The following is a 17,312-nucleotide window of genomic DNA, read 5'->3' as shown; positions in this document are numbered from 1 at the left end:
TGACGGGTATGGCAAAAGCGCGGTCATGATCACTCGAACTCGATGATCACTTCGTCCACGGCGAGACTGTCGCCGGGACCTGCATTGATCTTGGCAACGATGCCCTTCTTCTCGGCGCGCAGGATGTTTTCCATCTTCATCGCCTCGATGGTGCACAGCGCTTGACCTTCCTGCACCTCTTGCCCCACTTCCACGTCGATCTTCACGACCAGGCCGGGCATCGGGCACAGCAGCATTTTCGAGGTGTCGGGCGGCAGTTTTTCAGGCATCAGCCGCGCCAGTTCGGCCTGACGCGGGGTACGTATCTGCACCTTGAGATCCGCGCCGCGGTTACGGATGCGGAACCCGCCCGAGATCTTGCCCACCTTCATGACCAGCGGCGCGTCATCGACCGTCATGACGGCAAGCTGATCACCCGGTGTCCAATCACCCGTCACCCGCATTTCCTGACCGTCGTCAAACCTGATCGTGGCCCCATCCTGATCCGCGTTGACCTTGACAGGCCACTGGATTTCGCGCCCGAAGGAGACAACCCAATCGGTGCCGACCTTGCGTTCGTGATTGTCCATCCGACCCGACACGCGGGTCCGGCGAATTTCTGCGACGCGATGCATGGCCGCGCAGGACGCCGCAATCCGGCGCAGGTCTGCCTCGGCCAGTTCGACGCCCTCGAACCCGTCGGGGTATTCCTCGGCGATGAAGGCCGTGGTCATATCGCCGCTGATGAATTTCGGATGATCCATCACGGCGGACAGGAACGGCAGGTTGTGGCCAATGCCTTCAACCTCGAAACTGTCCAGCGCCACGCGCATCGCCTCGATCGCCTGATCACGGGTCGGAGCCCAAGTACACAGTTTGGCAATCATCGGGTCGTAATACATGCTGATCTCACCACCCTCGTAGACGCCGGTGTCATTTCGAACAGCAACATCGCCTTCGGGCGCATCCCCCTGCCATTTGCCGTTGGCCAGCATCGGCCCGGCTGCCGTCTCCTGAGGCGGGCGATACCGGGTCAGACGACCAATCGAGGGCAGGAAGCCGCGATACGGATCCTCGGCGTACAGGCGGTTTTCGATCGCCCATCCGGTCAGTGTCACGTCGTCCTGCGTGATCGACAGCTTTTCTCCCGCTGCGACGCGGATCATCTGTTCGACCAGATCAACACCGGTGATCAGTTCGGTGACAGGGTGTTCCACCTGCAAACGCGTGTTCATTTCCAGGAAATAGAAGTTCTTTTCACCGTCGACGATGAACTCTACCGTTCCCGCGCTGGAATAGCCCACGGCCTTGGCCAGGGCCACCGCCTGTTCCCCCATGGCTTTGCGTGTTGCTTCGTCCAGAAACGGCGACGGCGCCTCTTCCACGACTTTCTGGTTCCGGCGCTGGATCGAGCATTCGCGCTCGCCCAGGTAGATGCCGTTTCCATGGCTGTCACACAGAACCTGAATTTCGATGTGACGCGGTTGGGTCACAAATTTCTCGATGAAGATCCGATCATCCCCGAACGAGCTTGCGGCTTCGTTCTTTGACGACTGAAAGCCCTCGCGCGCTTCGTCGTCATTCCACGCGATCCGCATGCCCTTGCCGCCGCCGCCGGCGCTGGCCTTGATCATGACAGGATAGCCGATCTCGTTCGAGATTTTGACTGCCTCATCGGCGTCTTCGATCAGCCCCATATATCCGGGAACCGTCGACACATTCGCGTCCTGCGCGATTTTCTTCGAGGTGATCTTGTCGCCCATCGCCTCGATCGCGCCTTTCGGGGGGCCGACGAAAACCACGCCTTCGGCTTCCAGCGCCTCGGCAAACTTGGCGTTTTCGGACAGGAAACCATAACCGGGATGGACCGCCTGCGCGCCACTCTGGCGAATGGCGTCCATCACCCTGTCGATCACGATATAAGACTGGTTTGCAGGTGGCGGGCCGATATGGATGGCTTCGTCCGCCATCGACACATGCAGCGCGTTCTTGTCCGCGTCCGAGAAAATGGCGACGGTGCCGATACCCATCTTGCGGGCGGTCTTGATAACCCGGCAGGCGATCTCGCCCCGGTTGGCGATCAGGATCTTATTGAACATGGAACGTCCTTTGGCTTGGTGTTCTGGAAACGCAAAACGCCGCCGCAGGGAACAATCCCCACGACGGCGTGATGCGCGATGACGGGCGGGACGACATGCGCCCCGCAAAATATGCGTTAGTTACAGGTGTTCTGTGTCTTGCAGTACAGCACGTTGCCCGCCGCACCGACGGCTGCGCCAAACAACGGGTCCGCGTTGAGGACGGCCGCCCCCACTGCCCCGGCACCGCCGCCGAGGATTGCCTGTTCGCCCGTGGTGTCTCCGCAGGCGGCCAGACCCGCACAGGTCGTCGCAACAAGGATGAAGCGTGAGAATCGCATAGTATCTGCCCTTTTTGGTTTCTTGATCCTTTTCGGGTCAGATGCGCGAAACACGCCCTGTTATTCAATATCAACGGGTGCGCCGGCGATTTTTGTGCGGGATTTTGCCTCTTTCTGTCCGCTACAGGCAAAAAGAAAAACGCGGACAGGACTATGTGGGGAACACAAGCCTGCCCGCGCAAGGAAGGGGTACGGAATAGTAGGTGCATGTGCGGCGCAGGCAAAGTAGAGCCGCACGGCTCATCCAGTTTGCACAGCACAATATTGGCGGCAAACACAGTATTGTTTCCAATCGGGATTTCGGCTGGAATCTGCCCACACCCGGAAATGCCGCGCAACTTCGCGCCGATACCGGTTCGATACTGCTCGGGCGTTTGAGGCCGCTTTGCCGTCACAGTTTCGTGACAGATCAAGCCGCTTTCCGCGCGTTTCGCGGTTGCAGCATCACGACTCTCGGTCAGCGTTGGACATACAGAACCGCCTTGCGCCAATGCGTTATCCGAGCGGCTCAAGACGTTGTGTTTCAGCGCAGTGAAAAACACACATTTGCTTGAAAAATCAACATCTTCACTTCCCATTCTCGTGATTTCCCAAGGTTTGAACCTCGTGAAACGGTCTGTGTGCACACTCGCACTCAAAGGAACACCCACATGACGAAGACTAGAAAAAAGGCACTCCTGCTTGCTGCCTCTGCGCTTTGTGTGACCAGCACGCTTGCCTTTGCCCAGGATGCCAAAACTCAAGCCGAGCTTGACGCCTTGCGCGCCCGGGTCGAGGCGCTGGAGTCCGCCAGTGCCAGCCCTGCCAACGGTGACTTCCGCATCGGCAACACCGTTCTGGACGTTTACGGATATGTAAAGGCCGACTTCTTCTACGATTTCGAGTTCGATCAGGGCGACACGGCGTTCGTGAATGTCATCGGGGAACCGTCGGCCGCGACCGATGGCACATTTGGTGCCACCGTCCGCCAATCGCGGATCGGTCTGCGCACCACCACCCCAAGCGGTATCGGCGATATCGGCGGACAACTGGAACTGGATCTGTTCGGTTCCGGCGGAACAGCCGAATTGCGTGTACGCCACGCCAATATCACCATCGGTGACAACTGGCTGATCGGACAGACCTGGACCAACTTCATGCCGCTGGACACCTACCCGACCTCGGTGGAATTCAACGGCCCCGTTGGTATCCCTTTCGCACGGGTTCCGCAGGTTCGCTATACCAACTCTTTCGGAACGAACACGTCCTTCGCCGTTTCGATCGAAGAGAATGTCGGCGGTTCGAATTCGGACGATCCGGTTTTGACCGCATCCGCCGAATACAATGACGGGACTTATGTCGCACGTTTGTCCGGCCTTTATGGCAAGGCGGAATCCCGCAATGTCGAAGTTGATCAAACCGGGTTCACGATATCCAGCTCGGTTCGCCCATGGCAGGGCGGCCTGTTCCAGGTCAACTATGTGAACGGCGAGGCACTCGGCCCGTACCTGATCGGCCTTGGTGATCCCATCGTGAACGGCCAGGCCAATGACGTGGATGGATACACCCTCGAATTCCGGCAGGATCTGAGCCCGAAATGGAATGTTGGCATTGCATACGGCAAAGAAGACTATGACCTGCCGACCTCGACCGGAACCCTGTCGTTTACCGAACTGGAAACGATCCACGTCAACGCTTTTTACAAGGCAACCGAGGATCTGACACTTAGTGCCGAGTACATCTATGGCGAACGGAACGACGCGCCGACCGGCAGAACCTTTGACGGAAACCGCGTTCAGCTGGCCGCTCAGTTGAACTTCTGATGCCGCACACGGATCCTGCCCGGTTTCGGGCAGGGTCATCCCGGAACCGGTCTTGATGGGCTGATATGCGGCGGCTTGGATCACGATTAGCCTGTCCCGTCGATTACGTCGGGAAAGGACGCACGGGCGGCGTCCACATCGATTACTAGCATTGCGTCATAGCTGGCCGGATCAAAAGGATCTTCCGCCGGGATGACTTCGCGCCCGAAAAGCCAGCTGAGACGTCCGGCATCCAGATTGCCCCGCTCGAACGGCTGATCGCCGAAATGCGCCCAAAGGGCCTCCATGAAGGCGGCATCGGCACGTTTGTCCGCCGGTTTGCGATCCCGGAACCGTTCCCGCCGCGTAAGCGGTGTGACGCCTTTGGGATTGGCGCGGCGAATAGTGAACTGAAAATCGGTGCCTGAAAGACGCCCCGGAAACCCGCGATGTTTCAGCATGGCGACACTCCACAGCTTTGTTTTGCAGACAAAAATAGTTCGAACCCGAACTTGGATGGGATCATGTTGCGCACCTCCAAAGCCGCACCGTTGGTCTGAGAAGCTTTGACGTCATGACAGCGTAAGTTCATGGTCAAAGCCCTTCCCAGATACACCGGGACTGCTCCAGCCGGTAGGCTTCAAAATACTGGGTCGCGTCCGGAGCGGTGTCGCCAAATTCCACCGGGCGATCAGACAGGGAAATGACAACTCTGGATGGCTGCAATTCGTGCAGAGCCACATAAGGAACGGCTAGAACCTGGCACAGATGCTCCATATCCTTGGACGCCACGTCATAGCCGATCCGTCCCACTGACGCTCCGATCTTCGGGGCGACAAATCGAAAGCGCACCCAAAGCTCACCGGGGTTGTTGTCCAGCAGGACATCGCTCAGATGCACCGGCTGACCGGACGGCACCGGCAACGAACTGTCTGTCTGGGCAAAAACCGGAGCGCCGAGCGCGCACAAGACCAGACATATGGCACGATCCCGGACCCACCGAAGGCAGGCTCCTCCTTCCGGGATCGCGCGCGCAGTGCTTTTGGCCTGCGCGGTTCTATGTCTGACGGGTCGGATCATTCAACTATTTGTCGCTTTTTGTCAATTCCGCCGCAATTTTGAGCATTTTCGCTAAAAATCGGACTGCCAGTGCCAACAACCGGGGCGGACAACGCCGCCCCGAATGGGTCAAAGCGGAATATTGTCGTGCTTTTTCCAAGGGTTCTTCAGCTGTTTGCCGCGCAAACTGGCAAAGGCTCTGGACACGCGCCGGCGGGTCGAATGCGGCATGATCACCTCGTCGACGAAACCGCGTTCGGCGGCGACAAAGGGGTTTGCAAACCGATCTTCGTAATCGGCGACATGCTGTGCGGTCTTTTCCGCATCATGCAGATCTGCCCGATGAATAATCTCGGTTGCACCCTTGGCACCCATCACCGCGATTTCGGCTGTCGGCCAGGCATAGTTGAAATCGCCGCGCAGATGTTTGGACGCCATAACCACATAGGCACCGCCATACGCCTTGCGCGTGATCACCGTGACCTTAGGCACGGTCGCCTCGCCATATGCATAAAGCAGCTTTGCGCCGTGCTTGATCACGCCGCTATATTCCTGCTGTGTGCCCGGCAGAAAGCCCGGAACATCGACAAGCGTCAGGATCGGAATTTCGAAACAGTCGCAGAACCGCACGAACCGCGCCGCCTTGCGTGAACTGTCGATATCCAAACATCCCGCCAAAACCATCGGTTGGTTCGCCACGACACCAACGGTCTGACCTTCCAGCCGAATAAAGCCGGTGATGATGTTCTTGGCGAAATCTTCCTGAATTTCGTAGAAATCGCCTTCATCGGCTATTTTGGTGATGAGTTCCTTCATGTCGTAGGGCGTGTTCGGATTGTCCGGAACCAGAGTATCCAGCGAATCCTCGATCCGGTGAGGGTCGTCAAAGAACGGACGCACCGGAGGTTTCTCGCGGTTGTTGAGCGGCAGGAAATCCACCAGACGGCGCACTTCTGCCAATGCTTCCACATCGTTTTCGAACGCCGCATCGGCGACCGAGGATTTCTTGGTGTGGGTCGAGGCGCCACCCAGTTCTTCGGCCGTTACAACCTCGTTGGTGACCGTTTTGACCACGTCGGGGCCTGTCACGAACATGTAAGACGTGTCCTTGACCATAAAAATGAAGTCCGTCATCGCGGGGCTGTAAACCGCACCGCCGGCGCATGGGCCCATGATTACGCTGATCTGCGGAACCACGCCCGAGGCCGTGATGTTGCGCTGAAACACTTCGGCATACCCGGCCAGCGAAGCCACGCCTTCCTGGATTCGCGCACCGCCCGAGTCGTTGATACCGACAATCGGCGCTCCGTTTTGCACCGCCATATCCATGATCTTGCAGATTTTCTGGGCATGCGTCTCGGACAGCGACCCACCAAAGACCGTAAAGTCCTGGCTGAACACATAGACCATGCGGCCGTTGATGGTGCCCCAGCCGGTGACAACGCCATCACCCGCAGGTTTTTGTTTTTCCATTCCGAATTCGGTGCATCGATGACTGACGAACATGTCGAATTCTTCAAAGCTGCCCTCATCCAGCAGCAACTCGATCCGCTCTCGCGCCGTCAGCTTTCCGCGCGCATGCTGGGCATCAATCCGCCTCTGCCCGCCGCCCAGCCGTGCGTCGTTGCGGCGGTTTTCCAACTCGGAAAGGATGTCTTTCATGACGATTATCCCCTGTAAAATTTGCCGGGACCCTACCCTTTCGCGCCCCTCATCCAAAGCTCTTTTCGGCAAATTTGCAAATATCCAGCAACAACAATCTGGATAACTGTAAACTTGCAAAGCCTCACATTGAGATCGCTGGATGGCTGGCAATCCAAAATTCCATGATTATACATGTGAACTATGCAGTTCAGCTCTCGCGCGGTTCGCCGCACACCACCCACATTGGCGACACTTGTATTGCTTGCGGGCTTGTCTGCGCTGAGCATGAACCTGTTTCTGCCGAGCCTGCCGAACATGGCCGCGTATTTTGGCGCCGATTACAAGGTCATGCAGCTATCGATCGCGCTGTATCTTCTGGTCAACGCCGTTCTGCAAATCCTGATCGGTCCGCTCGCGGACAAGGCAGGTCGCAGGCCAGTTCTGCTGTGGGGGATCGGTTTGTTCCTGCTGGCCACGCTTGGATGCATCTATGCCCCCAACGTTGAAGTCTTTCTGGCGTTCAGAATGTGCCAGGCGGTCGTGGTTGTCGGCATGGTTCTCAGCCGGGCTGCGGTCAGGGATATGTACGATCAGGATCAGGCGGCATCGATGATCGGTTACGTGACAATGGGTATGGCCGTGGTCCCGATGATCGGCCCGGCGATCGGCGGCTTGCTGGAGGAAAGCTTTGGCTGGAAAGCGAATTTCTGGCTGCCTTTCGCCCTGGGCGCCTTGACGCTTGCCTTGACCTTCGCGGATTTTGGCGAAACGTCAGCCAAAAGCGGCAAGACCCTTGTTCAGCAGTTCAAGGAATACCCTGAACTTCTGACCTCGCCACGGTTCTGGGGCTATTCACTGTCCTGCGCGTTGTCTTCGGGCACATTCTTTGCCTATCTCGGTGGCGCGCCCTTTATTGGAACCGAGCTGTTCGGACTAAGCGCGGCACAGGTCGGCATATATTTCGGCGCCCCCGCAGTGGGCTATTTTGTTGGCAACTTTCTGAGCGGTCGCTTTTCCGTACAGATTGGCATCAACCGGATGGTGCTGTGGGGCAGCCTGCTGAACGCCTTGGGCGTTGCGCTTTCGGCATCCTTGTTCCTCACAGGTCTGGGCACCGCACTCAGCTTTTTCAGCTTGATGACCTTTGTGGGCGTCGGAAACGGCATGGCCATTCCCAATGCCACCTCCGGCGCATTGTCCGTTCGTCCGCATCTGGCCGCGACCGCCTCGGGGTTGAGCGGCGCAATCATGCTGGGCGGCGGCGCAGGCCTGAGCGCGTTGGCAGGCACCCTGCTGACCCGGGAAACCGGCGCCATGCCCTTGCTCTGGCTGATGCTCACCTCTGCAGTTCTGGCGATTTTCGCAATTGGATCCGTCATTCGGCGAGAGCATCAATTGGGGCTGTAACGACTTGCTCCGAAAACTTTGCAAAGTTAATCTTCCAAAACAGAAAACTTGCAAAGGCACCTCATGGCCACCCAAAAGCTCTATGCCGGCGCGAAGCTGCGTGAAATGCGCACGCGACTGGCCCTGACACAACGCGAATTCGCGGCGAAACTGGGTGTTTCACTCCCATACCTGAACCAGATGGAGAACAACAACCGGCCGATCTCGACCACGGTTGTGTTGGCTCTGGCACAAGAATTCGGCTTGGATGTCACCGAGCTCAGCACCGGCGACAGCGAGCGACTGGTGTCGGATATGCGCGAAGCTTTGGCCGACCCGGTTTTTGCGGATATTCTGCCGCCACTTGCCGATTTACGCCTGACGGCATCAAACGCTCCGGCATTGGCCCGCGCATTTATCGAGCTGCACAAAACCTACCGGCAAACGCATGAACGCCTCGCCTCACTGGACGAAGCCCTGGGGCGAGAGGACGCCCGAATGCAGGCCAGCCCCTGGGAAGAGGTGCGGGACTTCTTCCATTATTGCGACAACTACATCGACGCCGTGGACCGGGCGGCAGAGCTGTTCGCCAATCGCGCGGAAAACCCGGGCAGCATCCGGCAGGCGGCTTTGAACAGCCTGACTGAGCGTGGCATTCAAGTGATGTTCTCTGACATCGCCCCTTTGCGCACCTATGACGCCGAAAGCAAAATCCTGCGCCTTTCCTCCCGCTCGACCCCGCAAACGCAAGTGTTTCAACTGCTGTTGCAGGTCGCATTGATCAGTCAGGACAAACTGCTGGAAGCGACACTGGATTTTGCCAAGTTCCAAAGCGAAGAGGCGCGGTCCATCGCCAAGATCGGCCTCGCCAATTATTTCGCCGGCGCTTCCTTGATGCCCTATTCCGCATTCCTGACCGCTGCTCAGGAAGATCGCCACGATCTGGAGCTGCTCAGCAACCGGTTCGGCGCATCGATCGAGCAGGTTGCGCATAGACTGTCGACGCTGCAACGCCCGGGTGCAAAAGGTATCCCGTTCTTTTTTGTCCGCGTGGATCAGGCCGGAACGATCACGAAACGGCACTCGGCCACGCGTCTGCAATTTGCACGGTTCGGTGGCGCCTGCCCCCTTTGGAACGTGCATCGGGCCTTTGAAACGCCGGGACACTTCCTTCGGCAACTGGCAGAAACGCCGGATGGTGTGCGTTACATCTCGCTGGCTCGGGATGTGTCGAAATCAGGTGGTTCATTCGGCGCACCGGTCAGGCGGTACGCAATTGCGCTGGGGTGCGAGGTGCGCCACGCCCCGGCGCTTGTCTATGCCGATAACCTCGACATAAACAACGCCAGCGCTTACGAGCCCATCGGCATTTCCTGCCGCATCTGCGAGCGGCAAAACTGCCATCAGCGTTCAGTCCCGCCGCTGGAACGCCGTCTCAGCATCGACACCCATACGCGCGGCACCCTGCCATACGAAGTCACCTGATTTCGTATGGCCAGAAATTAACCGGGGGAGCCCCGACCCGGGCCGGGAAAGGACAGGGACAGTATCCCCCAGCCATAATGTTCAGGCCTTGGACAAAATCGCCCAGATTTCGTCTTTCAGCGCTGCCCGTTTCTTGCGCAAATCAACTTCGGCCAGGTCTTCCATGGGCTCGACGTTGGTTTCAGCCCGATGCACAACGCGATTGACCTCGTGATACTCATCAGCCAGACGGGCAAAATGCGCGTCCGTTTGCTTGAGCTGGCTCATCAGTTCAACCTTGTCCGGAAACTCTTCGGCCAGTTCATGCGGGGTGTGGGACATGTCTGTTCGCTCCTTCATATGTCGTTGCATATCAGTGGTAGAAGTGTGACGCGCCGCCCACTTTGACGCGGATCAATTTCATACAGGAAAAATTCAGAATTCAGCGTCGCGCAGCACGCCAACCCGCTGCACGTGCTTCGGCAGCAGAGCAGAACCATCGCTCGCCCTTGGCTGCACTGATCCGGGTTTTGGCATAGTACCTCTGCCCCGGTTCGTGAAAGATCCTTTCGCCCTTTGACGAAACATTTCCTTTGATTAGGCATGTTTCAGAGGATTTCGGTTTCTTGCGTGCCCTGTGGACCCAAGGCACCTGTATCTGTGTCTTGTGCAATCCCCTGTTTTCAATCCTCGCGACCTGTTCGGCACCTGCATACGTGTCCGAATATTTGCGGTACGCAAAGGCCAAGCCCTGCTCTACAATCCAGGCGGCGACGTCTTCGCGCTCCACGCTGCACCGAGCAACGATGCGACCGTAGCGATCCCGATCCAACGGGACACAAGTGGTCATCCGTCCCTGAAACTGCTTCTGAACCTTATGAGTGGCCCACGCCCCGCATGGCCAGCTTGATCTGTCGGAATCCTGACAGGTCTGATCCAGTTCGGGCGCATCGATACCGTGCAGCCGCACCCGAACACCACCGACATTCCAGGTGTCCGCATCGATTACGTGAACCCGACCCGCAAGGTGCTCTGCGGCATGGGTCAGACCTGGAAGCAGAAGAACAAAGGCTAAACAAATCCTTAACATGCCCCCGCATATGCGCGGTATTTCACGCGCATTCAACCGGGGGCCGTTTGGAAAGGTTAACGTTGAGCGGTTGCCCAGTTGGGGTGAATCCACGGACGATCATTGGCCTTCGGCAACGGATCTTTGCCCAAGAGCGAATCCGACACTTTTTCACCCACCATGATAGACGGCGCATTCAGGTTGCCGTTGGTGATCTGCGGAAAGATTGAACTGTCCGCAACGCGCAACCCGTCCACGCCGATGACACGGCCTTGGGGGTCGACTACCGCATTCTTGTCATCCGCGCGCCCCATCCGGCACGTACCGCAGGGGTGATAGGCGCTTTCCGCATGCTCCGCGATAAAGGCGTTCAGATCTTCATCCGTTTGGACAGCGGAACCGGGCTGAATTTCCTTGCCCGCAAAGGGCTTGAAGGCGGCTTGCCCAAAGATTTCGCGGGTCAGCCGGATACAGGTGCGGAAATCCTCCCAATCCTTTTCATGGCTCATGTAGTTGAACTTGATCACCGGCGCGTCTGCGGCTTGGGCAGAGCGCAATGTGACCGCCCCGCGTGACGGCGACCGCATCGGGCCGACATGCGCCTGGAACCCGTGCCCCTCGGCAGCGGCCTGCCCATCATAGCGCACGGCAATCGGCAGGAAGTGGTATTGAATGTCGGGGTATTCCACGCCCGGTTTCGACCGGATGAACGCCGCGCTTTCGAACTGGTTCGATGCGCCCAATCCCGTTTTGGTAAACAGCCATTGCGCCCCGATCAGGCCCTTGCTGAACAGGTTCCAGTGCTTGTAGAGCGTGATCGGTTGCAGCGACGCCTGTTGGATGTAAAGCTCAAGATGGTCCTGTAGGTTGGCACCAACCCCCGGGCGATCCGCCACGACGTCGATCCCATGCTCGGCCAGATGCGCCGCCGGGCCGATACCGGACAACATCAGCAGTTTGGGTGAATTGATCGACGATGCAGCAAGAACGACTTCGCGCCGGGCCTTGATGACCTCTTTCCTGCCGCCACGGATCAGTTCGACCCCTGTGGCGCGGCCGTTTTCCATGACAACCCGAGACGCAAGACCGCGCACGATATCGCAATTGTCGCGCTTGAGCGCGGGTTTCAGATAGGCATTCGCCGCAGACCAGCGCCGCCCTTTCCAGACGGTCTGTTCCATCGGGCCAAAGCCTTCCTGCTTTTCACCGTTGTAGTCGCCCGTGACTTCGTAACCGGCCTGCTGACCGGCGTCCACAAAGGCCTGAAACAACGGGTTCTCGCGCGGGCCGCGCGACACGTGCAACGGACCGTCAGTGCCGCGCCATGCCGGATCTCCCCCATGGCCGCCGTCGTGCCAGGTTTCCATCCGTTTGTAATAAGGCAAAACATCCGCGTAAGACCAACCGTCAGCCCCCATCTCGGCCCAGGTATCGAAATCGCGCGCGTGGCCGCGAACATAGACCATGCCATTGATCGAGGACGACCCGCCGATCACCCTGCCGCGCGGACAGGCCAGGCGACGGTTGTTCAGGTGCGGCTCGGGCTCGGACTGATAGCCCCAGTCATAGCGCGACATGTTCATCGGATAGCTCAGCGCCGCCGGCATCTGAATGAACGGCCCCATGTCGGTGCCGCCGTGTTCGATCACCAGAACCGAGGCCCCGGCCTCGCTCAGACGATATGCCATTGCGCAGCCTGCGGACCCTGCGCCGACGATGACAAAATCTGCTTCCATTTCCACAACTCCTGCCCCGCCGAGAAGGTTGGATGCCTCCGGCGGGAGTAATTTCGAAAAGATGAAGAGGTTATTCGCCTCGTGGGAACCGGGCGTTTTCCTCGACGATGTTCAGATCCATGTGATTGCGCATGTAGCGTTCCGACGCTTTTTGCAGCGGCTGATAATCCCACGGGTAGTATCCGCCTTGCCGCAGCGCTTCGTACACAACCCAACGCCGAGCCTGGCTGGCACGGACTTCGGCATCGAAGCGATCCAGATCCCAACGGGCCTCGGATTTGGCACGCAGTGTTTGCAACGTGCCTGCGTGTTCGGGGCTGTCTGCCAGATTGTTCAGTTCGTGCGGGTCGGCCTCAAGATCAAACAACTGATCAGGGTCCAGCGCACAGCGGTTGTATTTCCACTTGCCATATCGCAACGAGACCAGCGGCGCGTAGGATGCCTCGGCCGCGTATTCCATGGTTACCGGTGTGGTTCGTTCTTCGCCCAGTACCAACGGCACGAGGTTTTCGCCATCGGTCCAGGGGGCGATCTCGGCCATGTCTACGCCAGCCAGCGCCCCCAGGGTCGGCGTTACGTCTATTGTCGATACCGGAGCATCTATCCGGCCGGCGGGCAGATCAGGCGAAGCGATCATAAGCGGCACACGCGCCGAGCCTTCGTAGAAGTTCATCTTGAACCACAACCCGCGTTCGCCCAGCATGTCGCCGTGATCCGAAACGAACAGGATGATCGCCTCTTGCCGGGTGGTTTCCAGCACTTCGAGGATTTCGCCGATCTTGTCGTCCAGATAGGAAATATTGGCGAAATAGGCGCGACGCGACTTGCGGGTATCTTCTTGGGTGATGTCGAAACTGCGCCAGTCATTGGCATCGAAGATGCGCTTGGCGTGGGGGTCCTGATTGTCATAACCCAGATCGGCGACCTCGGGCAGCAGATGTGCGCAATCTTCGTAAAGGTCCCAGTATTTGCGGCGGGCAACATATGGGTCATGGGGGTGCGTGAAGCTGACGGTCACGCACCACGGGCGGTCATCCTTGCCACGTGCCAGATCATAAAGTTTGGCCTTGGCGTTATAGGCGACCTCGTCGTCGTATTCCATCTGGTTGGAAATCTCGGCAACACCCGCGCCGGTGACGGACCCCATGTTGTGATACCACCAGTCGATGCGTTCACCCGGCTTGCGGTAATCCGGGGTCCAGCCGAAATCGGCCGGGTAGATGTCGGTGGTCAGGCGGTCTTCGAACCCGTGCAGCTGATCGGGGCCGACGAAATGCATCTTGCCCGACAAACAGGTGGAATAGCCCGCGCGGCGCAGGTGATGCGCGTATGTGGGGATATCGCTGCGAAATTCGGCCGCGTTGTCATAGACGCCGGTGCGCGACGGCAATTGACCGGACATGAAGCTGGCCCGCCCGGGCGCGCACAAGGGCGACGCCGTGTAAGCGTTGGCAAATCGGGTTGACCGTTCCGCCAGTTTCTTCAGGTTCGGAGCGTGAAGCCAATCAGCGGGACCGTCTGGAAAGAGAGTCCCGTTTAGCTGATCCACCATCAGGATCAGAATGTTCGGTTTTGTCATTTTTCAGCCTCGAGCAGAGTATTGAGCACACGCATCGCGTGGTTCACGGCCAGTTGCGGTTCTTCAGGGGCGCTGAGTGCGGCGCGGATGTACAGCCCGTCAATCAGGGCAACCATGTTCTCAGCCGCCTCTTGCGGGTCAGCCAACTTGTGCCGCAGGGCGTGGGTCAAATTGGATTTGATGCGGGCCTGATAGATCTGCCACAGGCGCAGGGCATCATCATTGGTCTGAGCCAACACATAGAAGGTCATCCAGGCCGCGATCACATCGGGTGTGAAACAAGAAGGCGCAAAACACGCCCTTACGATCGCCTGCGCCCTTTCGTCCGCCGCAGCCGCTTTCAGCTCGCCCCTTGCTTCTTCGCCAAAGTCCGAGAGGATCCGGCGCATGGCGGCCAGAAAGATCTGATCCTTGCCGCCGAAATAGTGGTGCGCAAGCGCGCTGGACATGCCGGCACGTTTGGCAATCTGACTGACTGTTACATCAAGGGATTTCTTCACGCCCAGCTCAGCGATTGTCGCGCGAACAATCGCATCCCGGCGGATTGGCTCCATTCCGACTTTTGGCATCGTTCTCCCCTTGAACAGGTGTCACGGGACCACGCTAGGGGGTTTTTATTGACTCGTCAATTAATGAAAAATCAGGGAGCGATGTCGTTACAGCTTCGGCGCAATACTCGGAGGCGTCAAGTCCTTGCGGTTCAACACGAATTCGCGCCATGAAATAAAGCTTACGGCGGCAAGGATCAGCGTGCCGCCTGCGACAACCCAAACGTCAACGCTTTCATGGAAAACCGCGGCGCCCAGGATCGTGGCCCATATCAACTGAAGAAACGTCACCGGCTGCGTGACGGCCACCGGCGCCGCTTGAAGCGCCAGGGTCATGAAATAGTGCCCGGCGGTCGCAAAACTGGCCACCAGAAAAAGAACCCCGATATCCCGCAGGCTTGGCTGCGTCCAAACGGCGATCGCAAAGGGTATCAAGGCAATGGTCACCCAGATCGACAGATGTGCCACAACGACGGCGGGCGGTACGTCACGCACCAGAATTTTGGCCAATAAATACGACCCCCCAAGGGTCAGGGCCGTTCCCAGCATGGCCAGATGGCCTGATGACACTTCGCGAAACCCGGGCCGCAGGATGATCAGGACGCCAACCAACGCGACCAGAATCGCCGCAATCCGGCGAAAGGCCAGCTTTTCGCCCAAAAACAGGGCCGCCCCCAGTGTGACGTAAACCGGTGTCATGTAATTCATGGCTGTAACTTCGGCCAGTGGGATCTGTGTCATCGCAAAGAACCACAGCATGACCGCAACCGCATGCACGACGCCTCGCATACCGAACAGCGTCAGCAGGCGGGGGGTCAGATGCGTCGCCATGATCGACCGCATGGCCGGCAACAGAAACACCAACCCCAGCACATATCGCAGAAACGCGGCCTGGATGGAATTCATCGATGTGCCCAGCGACTTCACCAGCGCGGTCATCACAACAAAGGACAAGCCGGCGGCGAACATCCAGAACATGCCGGCAAGCGGGCGGGACGATACGGTGGATGAATTCATGTTCAAGGTTGAACACCGAAACCCGGCCGGGAACAACCCTTCACATGGTAACAAGTTTCAGCGCGATACCCAACATGACCACGCCAATCCCTGCATCCAGCACCTGCCACGCCCTGGGGCGCGCAAAAACAGGCGACAGGATGCTTGCCCCATAGCCAAGCGAAAAGAAGAATACAAAGCTGGATGTCATCGCGCCGAGGGCGAAACCAAGCCGGTCGTCATATTGGGCCGAGATCGAACCGATCAGCACGACCGTATCCAGATATACATGCGGGTTCAGCCAGGTGAACGCAAAAACCGTCAGCAGCGCGGCCTTGAGGCTGGTTCGCTTGCCATTGCAGATTTCCATCACCGAACCACCCAGCCAGGAAGACCGGAGACTGCGCAGGCCATACCAGGTCAGGAATGCCGCCCCACCGTATCGCATCACGGTTTCGAACCAAGGTGCGGCCTGTGCCAGAGTGCCAAAACCTGCCACGCCTGCTCCGATCAGGATGGCATCAGACACCGCGCAGGTCAGGCACAGAAAAAACACATGCTCGCGCCGCAAGCCCTGCCTCAGAATAAAGGCGTTCTGCGCCCCGATGGCGAGAATCAGGCTGAAACCCAGTGCGAAACCGGCGATCACGGATGTAGGCATGGTATCTCCTGCGTAGCCATTGCGTTGACTAATGGCCGCGATACGATCTATCAAATTAAAGATGTTGCCCTCAGTTAAGTTTTGCTAATGCTGCTGGACCCTCACCAATTGGCCGCTTTGTCAGCCATTCTGCGCCATGGCAGCTTTGATGCGGCGGCGGCGGAACTGGCTGTAACCCCTTCGGCGATATCCCAGCGGATAAAAGCGCTGGAGGATCGCGTGGGCGCCTCGCTCATCCATCGGGGAACCCCTTGCACCGGAACGCCAGCAGGGCAGCGCATCGCACGTTACGCCGAAGATGTCGGTTTGCTGGAAGCGCAGCTGGCTCGGGAATTGACTCTGGCACAAGAACCCGGGTCCGCGCGGGTTCGCGTTGCGGTACCCGCCGACATTCTGGCCACCTGGTTCATTGACGCGATTGCGCGGGTGCCCGACATGCTGTTCGACCTTGTGATCGACGATCAGGACCATTCGGCGGACTGGCTGAGGCGCGGCGAGGTCAGCGCCGCCGTCACCGTCGGCGGACAAACAGTGAGCGGTTGCGACGCGATTGAGCTGGGCGTGTTGAGATATCTGCCCACCGCCAGCCCGAAATTTGTCAACACCTGGTTCAAGAACGGCGTGACCGAGGAAACCCTCAGCATAGCGCCTTGCCTTGTCTTCAACAGGAAGGACGGTCTGCAAAAAGCGTGGATCGCAAATCACACCGGCAAACATCTGTCACCGCCTTTCCACTTCCTGCCATCTTCGCAAGGGTTCGTTGATGCCGCAGTCGCCGGAATTGGCTGGGGCATGAACCCCGCAGCCCTTGTGCAAGACGCCATGGCACGTGGGCTGCTGAGCCCGATCGTGCCCGATGCGCCACTGGACATCGCGCTCAGCTGGCAGGTCGGGCGGGTTCTTGCCCCGGCGCTCAAACCCCTTACACAAGCGGTCCAGCATGCCGCGCAACGGGTTTTGCTACCGTCACAAGGCAAATAGTCAGACTCAT

16 protein-coding genes are annotated in these 17,312 nt (G+C 58.5%); 4 read left to right on the top strand and 12 right to left on the bottom strand.

The window, feature by feature from the left end; translation table 11 throughout:
- Positions 1 to 29 precede the first annotated feature (29 nt).
- Both GOW31_RS00520 and GOW31_RS00515 read right to left on the bottom strand, forming a co-directional pair.
- Complete coding sequence (locus GOW31_RS00520; protein WP_171167148.1) at positions 30 to 2,078, bottom strand: acetyl/propionyl/methylcrotonyl-CoA carboxylase subunit alpha; 2,049 nt, start codon at positions 2,076 to 2,078, stop codon at positions 30 to 32.
- Between the two features lie 116 nt (positions 2,079 to 2,194).
- Positions 2,195 to 2,398: a hypothetical protein gene (locus GOW31_RS00515; protein ID WP_152458720.1), complete on the bottom strand. Its 204-nt coding sequence runs from the start codon at positions 2,396 to 2,398 to the stop codon at positions 2,195 to 2,197.
- 650 nt (positions 2,399 to 3,048) lie between these two features.
- Between GOW31_RS00515 and GOW31_RS00510 the strand changes: the two genes are divergently transcribed.
- Positions 3,049 to 4,200 (top strand): DcaP family trimeric outer membrane transporter, encoded by a 1,152-nt coding sequence (locus GOW31_RS00510; protein WP_171167146.1) that lies wholly within the window; start codon positions 3,049 to 3,051, stop codon positions 4,198 to 4,200.
- An 86-nt stretch (positions 4,201 to 4,286) separates the two neighbouring features.
- Here the strand turns inward: GOW31_RS00510 and GOW31_RS00505 are convergent, their stop codons facing one another.
- The 3 genes from GOW31_RS00505 to GOW31_RS00495 all read right to left on the bottom strand — a co-directional run bounded on the left by GOW31_RS00505 (position 4,287) and on the right by GOW31_RS00495 (position 6,900).
- Entirely contained in the window at positions 4,287 to 4,640 is a 354-nt protein-coding gene (locus GOW31_RS00505) for a hypothetical protein (RefSeq protein ID WP_152458722.1), read from the bottom strand.
- 133 nt (positions 4,641 to 4,773) lie between these two features.
- Positions 4,774 to 5,259 (bottom strand): DUF6497 family protein, encoded by a 486-nt coding sequence (locus GOW31_RS00500; RefSeq protein WP_171167144.1) that lies wholly within the window; start codon positions 5,257 to 5,259, stop codon positions 4,774 to 4,776.
- A gap of 108 nt (positions 5,260 to 5,367) precedes the next feature.
- Positions 5,368 to 6,900, bottom strand: a complete 1,533-nt coding sequence (locus tag GOW31_RS00495) for an acyl-CoA carboxylase subunit beta (protein ID WP_171167142.1) — start codon at positions 6,898 to 6,900, stop codon at positions 5,368 to 5,370.
- 183 nt (positions 6,901 to 7,083) lie between these two features.
- Here GOW31_RS00495 and GOW31_RS00490 point away from each other — a divergent pair, with 183 nt between their 5' ends.
- A complete protein-coding gene (locus tag GOW31_RS00490; RefSeq protein WP_171167141.1) occupies positions 7,084 to 8,289 on the top strand; it encodes a multidrug effflux MFS transporter in 1,206 nt (401 codons plus the stop codon).
- Between the two features lie 63 nt (positions 8,290 to 8,352).
- A complete protein-coding gene (locus GOW31_RS00485) occupies positions 8,353 to 9,753 on the top strand; it encodes a short-chain fatty acyl-CoA regulator family protein (protein ID WP_171167138.1) in 1,401 nt (466 codons plus the stop codon).
- Positions 9,754 to 9,834: 81 nt separating this feature from the next.
- Here the strand turns inward: GOW31_RS00485 and GOW31_RS00480 are convergent, their stop codons facing one another.
- The 7 genes from GOW31_RS00480 to GOW31_RS00450 all read right to left on the bottom strand — a co-directional run bounded on the left by GOW31_RS00480 (position 9,835) and on the right by GOW31_RS00450 (position 16,321).
- Positions 9,835 to 10,074 (bottom strand): YdcH family protein, encoded by a 240-nt coding sequence (locus tag GOW31_RS00480; RefSeq protein WP_152458727.1) that lies wholly within the window; start codon positions 10,072 to 10,074, stop codon positions 9,835 to 9,837.
- Positions 10,075 to 10,174: 100 nt separating this feature from the next.
- Positions 10,175 to 10,822 (bottom strand): thermonuclease family protein, encoded by a 648-nt coding sequence (locus tag GOW31_RS00475; RefSeq protein ID WP_171167136.1) that lies wholly within the window; start codon positions 10,820 to 10,822, stop codon positions 10,175 to 10,177.
- A 56-nt stretch (positions 10,823 to 10,878) separates the two neighbouring features.
- The gene (betA, locus tag GOW31_RS00470) at positions 10,879 to 12,537 is read right to left on the bottom strand and encodes a choline dehydrogenase (protein ID WP_171167134.1); all 1,659 of its coding nucleotides are present in this window, start codon (positions 12,535 to 12,537) and stop codon (positions 10,879 to 10,881) included.
- Between the two features lie 70 nt (positions 12,538 to 12,607).
- Positions 12,608 to 14,116 (bottom strand): choline-sulfatase, encoded by a 1,509-nt coding sequence (gene betC, locus GOW31_RS00465; RefSeq protein WP_171167132.1) that lies wholly within the window; start codon positions 14,114 to 14,116, stop codon positions 12,608 to 12,610.
- Positions 14,113 to 14,685, bottom strand: a complete 573-nt coding sequence (gene betI, locus GOW31_RS00460) for a transcriptional regulator BetI (RefSeq protein WP_171167131.1) — start codon at positions 14,683 to 14,685, stop codon at positions 14,113 to 14,115. The genes betC and betI overlap by 4 nt, the downstream gene beginning before the upstream one ends.
- An 87-nt stretch (positions 14,686 to 14,772) precedes the next feature.
- A complete protein-coding gene (locus GOW31_RS00455; RefSeq protein WP_171167129.1) occupies positions 14,773 to 15,681 on the bottom strand; it encodes a DMT family transporter in 909 nt (302 codons plus the stop codon).
- A 40-nt stretch (positions 15,682 to 15,721) separates the two neighbouring features.
- On the bottom strand, positions 15,722 to 16,321 hold the full coding sequence (locus GOW31_RS00450; protein ID WP_171167127.1) for a LysE/ArgO family amino acid transporter: 600 nt from the start codon (positions 16,319 to 16,321) through the stop codon (positions 15,722 to 15,724).
- An 87-nt stretch (positions 16,322 to 16,408) separates the two neighbouring features.
- Here GOW31_RS00450 and GOW31_RS00445 point away from each other — a divergent pair, with 87 nt between their 5' ends.
- Positions 16,409 to 17,302 (top strand): LysR family transcriptional regulator ArgP, encoded by an 894-nt coding sequence (locus GOW31_RS00445; protein ID WP_171167124.1) that lies wholly within the window; start codon positions 16,409 to 16,411, stop codon positions 17,300 to 17,302.
- Positions 17,303 to 17,312 lie beyond the last annotated feature (10 nt).

It is taken from the genome of Ruegeria sp. HKCCA0370 (assembly GCF_013033705.1).
GTDB lineage: Bacteria > Pseudomonadota > Alphaproteobacteria > Rhodobacterales > Rhodobacteraceae > Ruegeria.
Note: the sequence above shows the minus strand (reverse complement) of the source record. Positions and strands in the feature narration are given on the sequence as shown.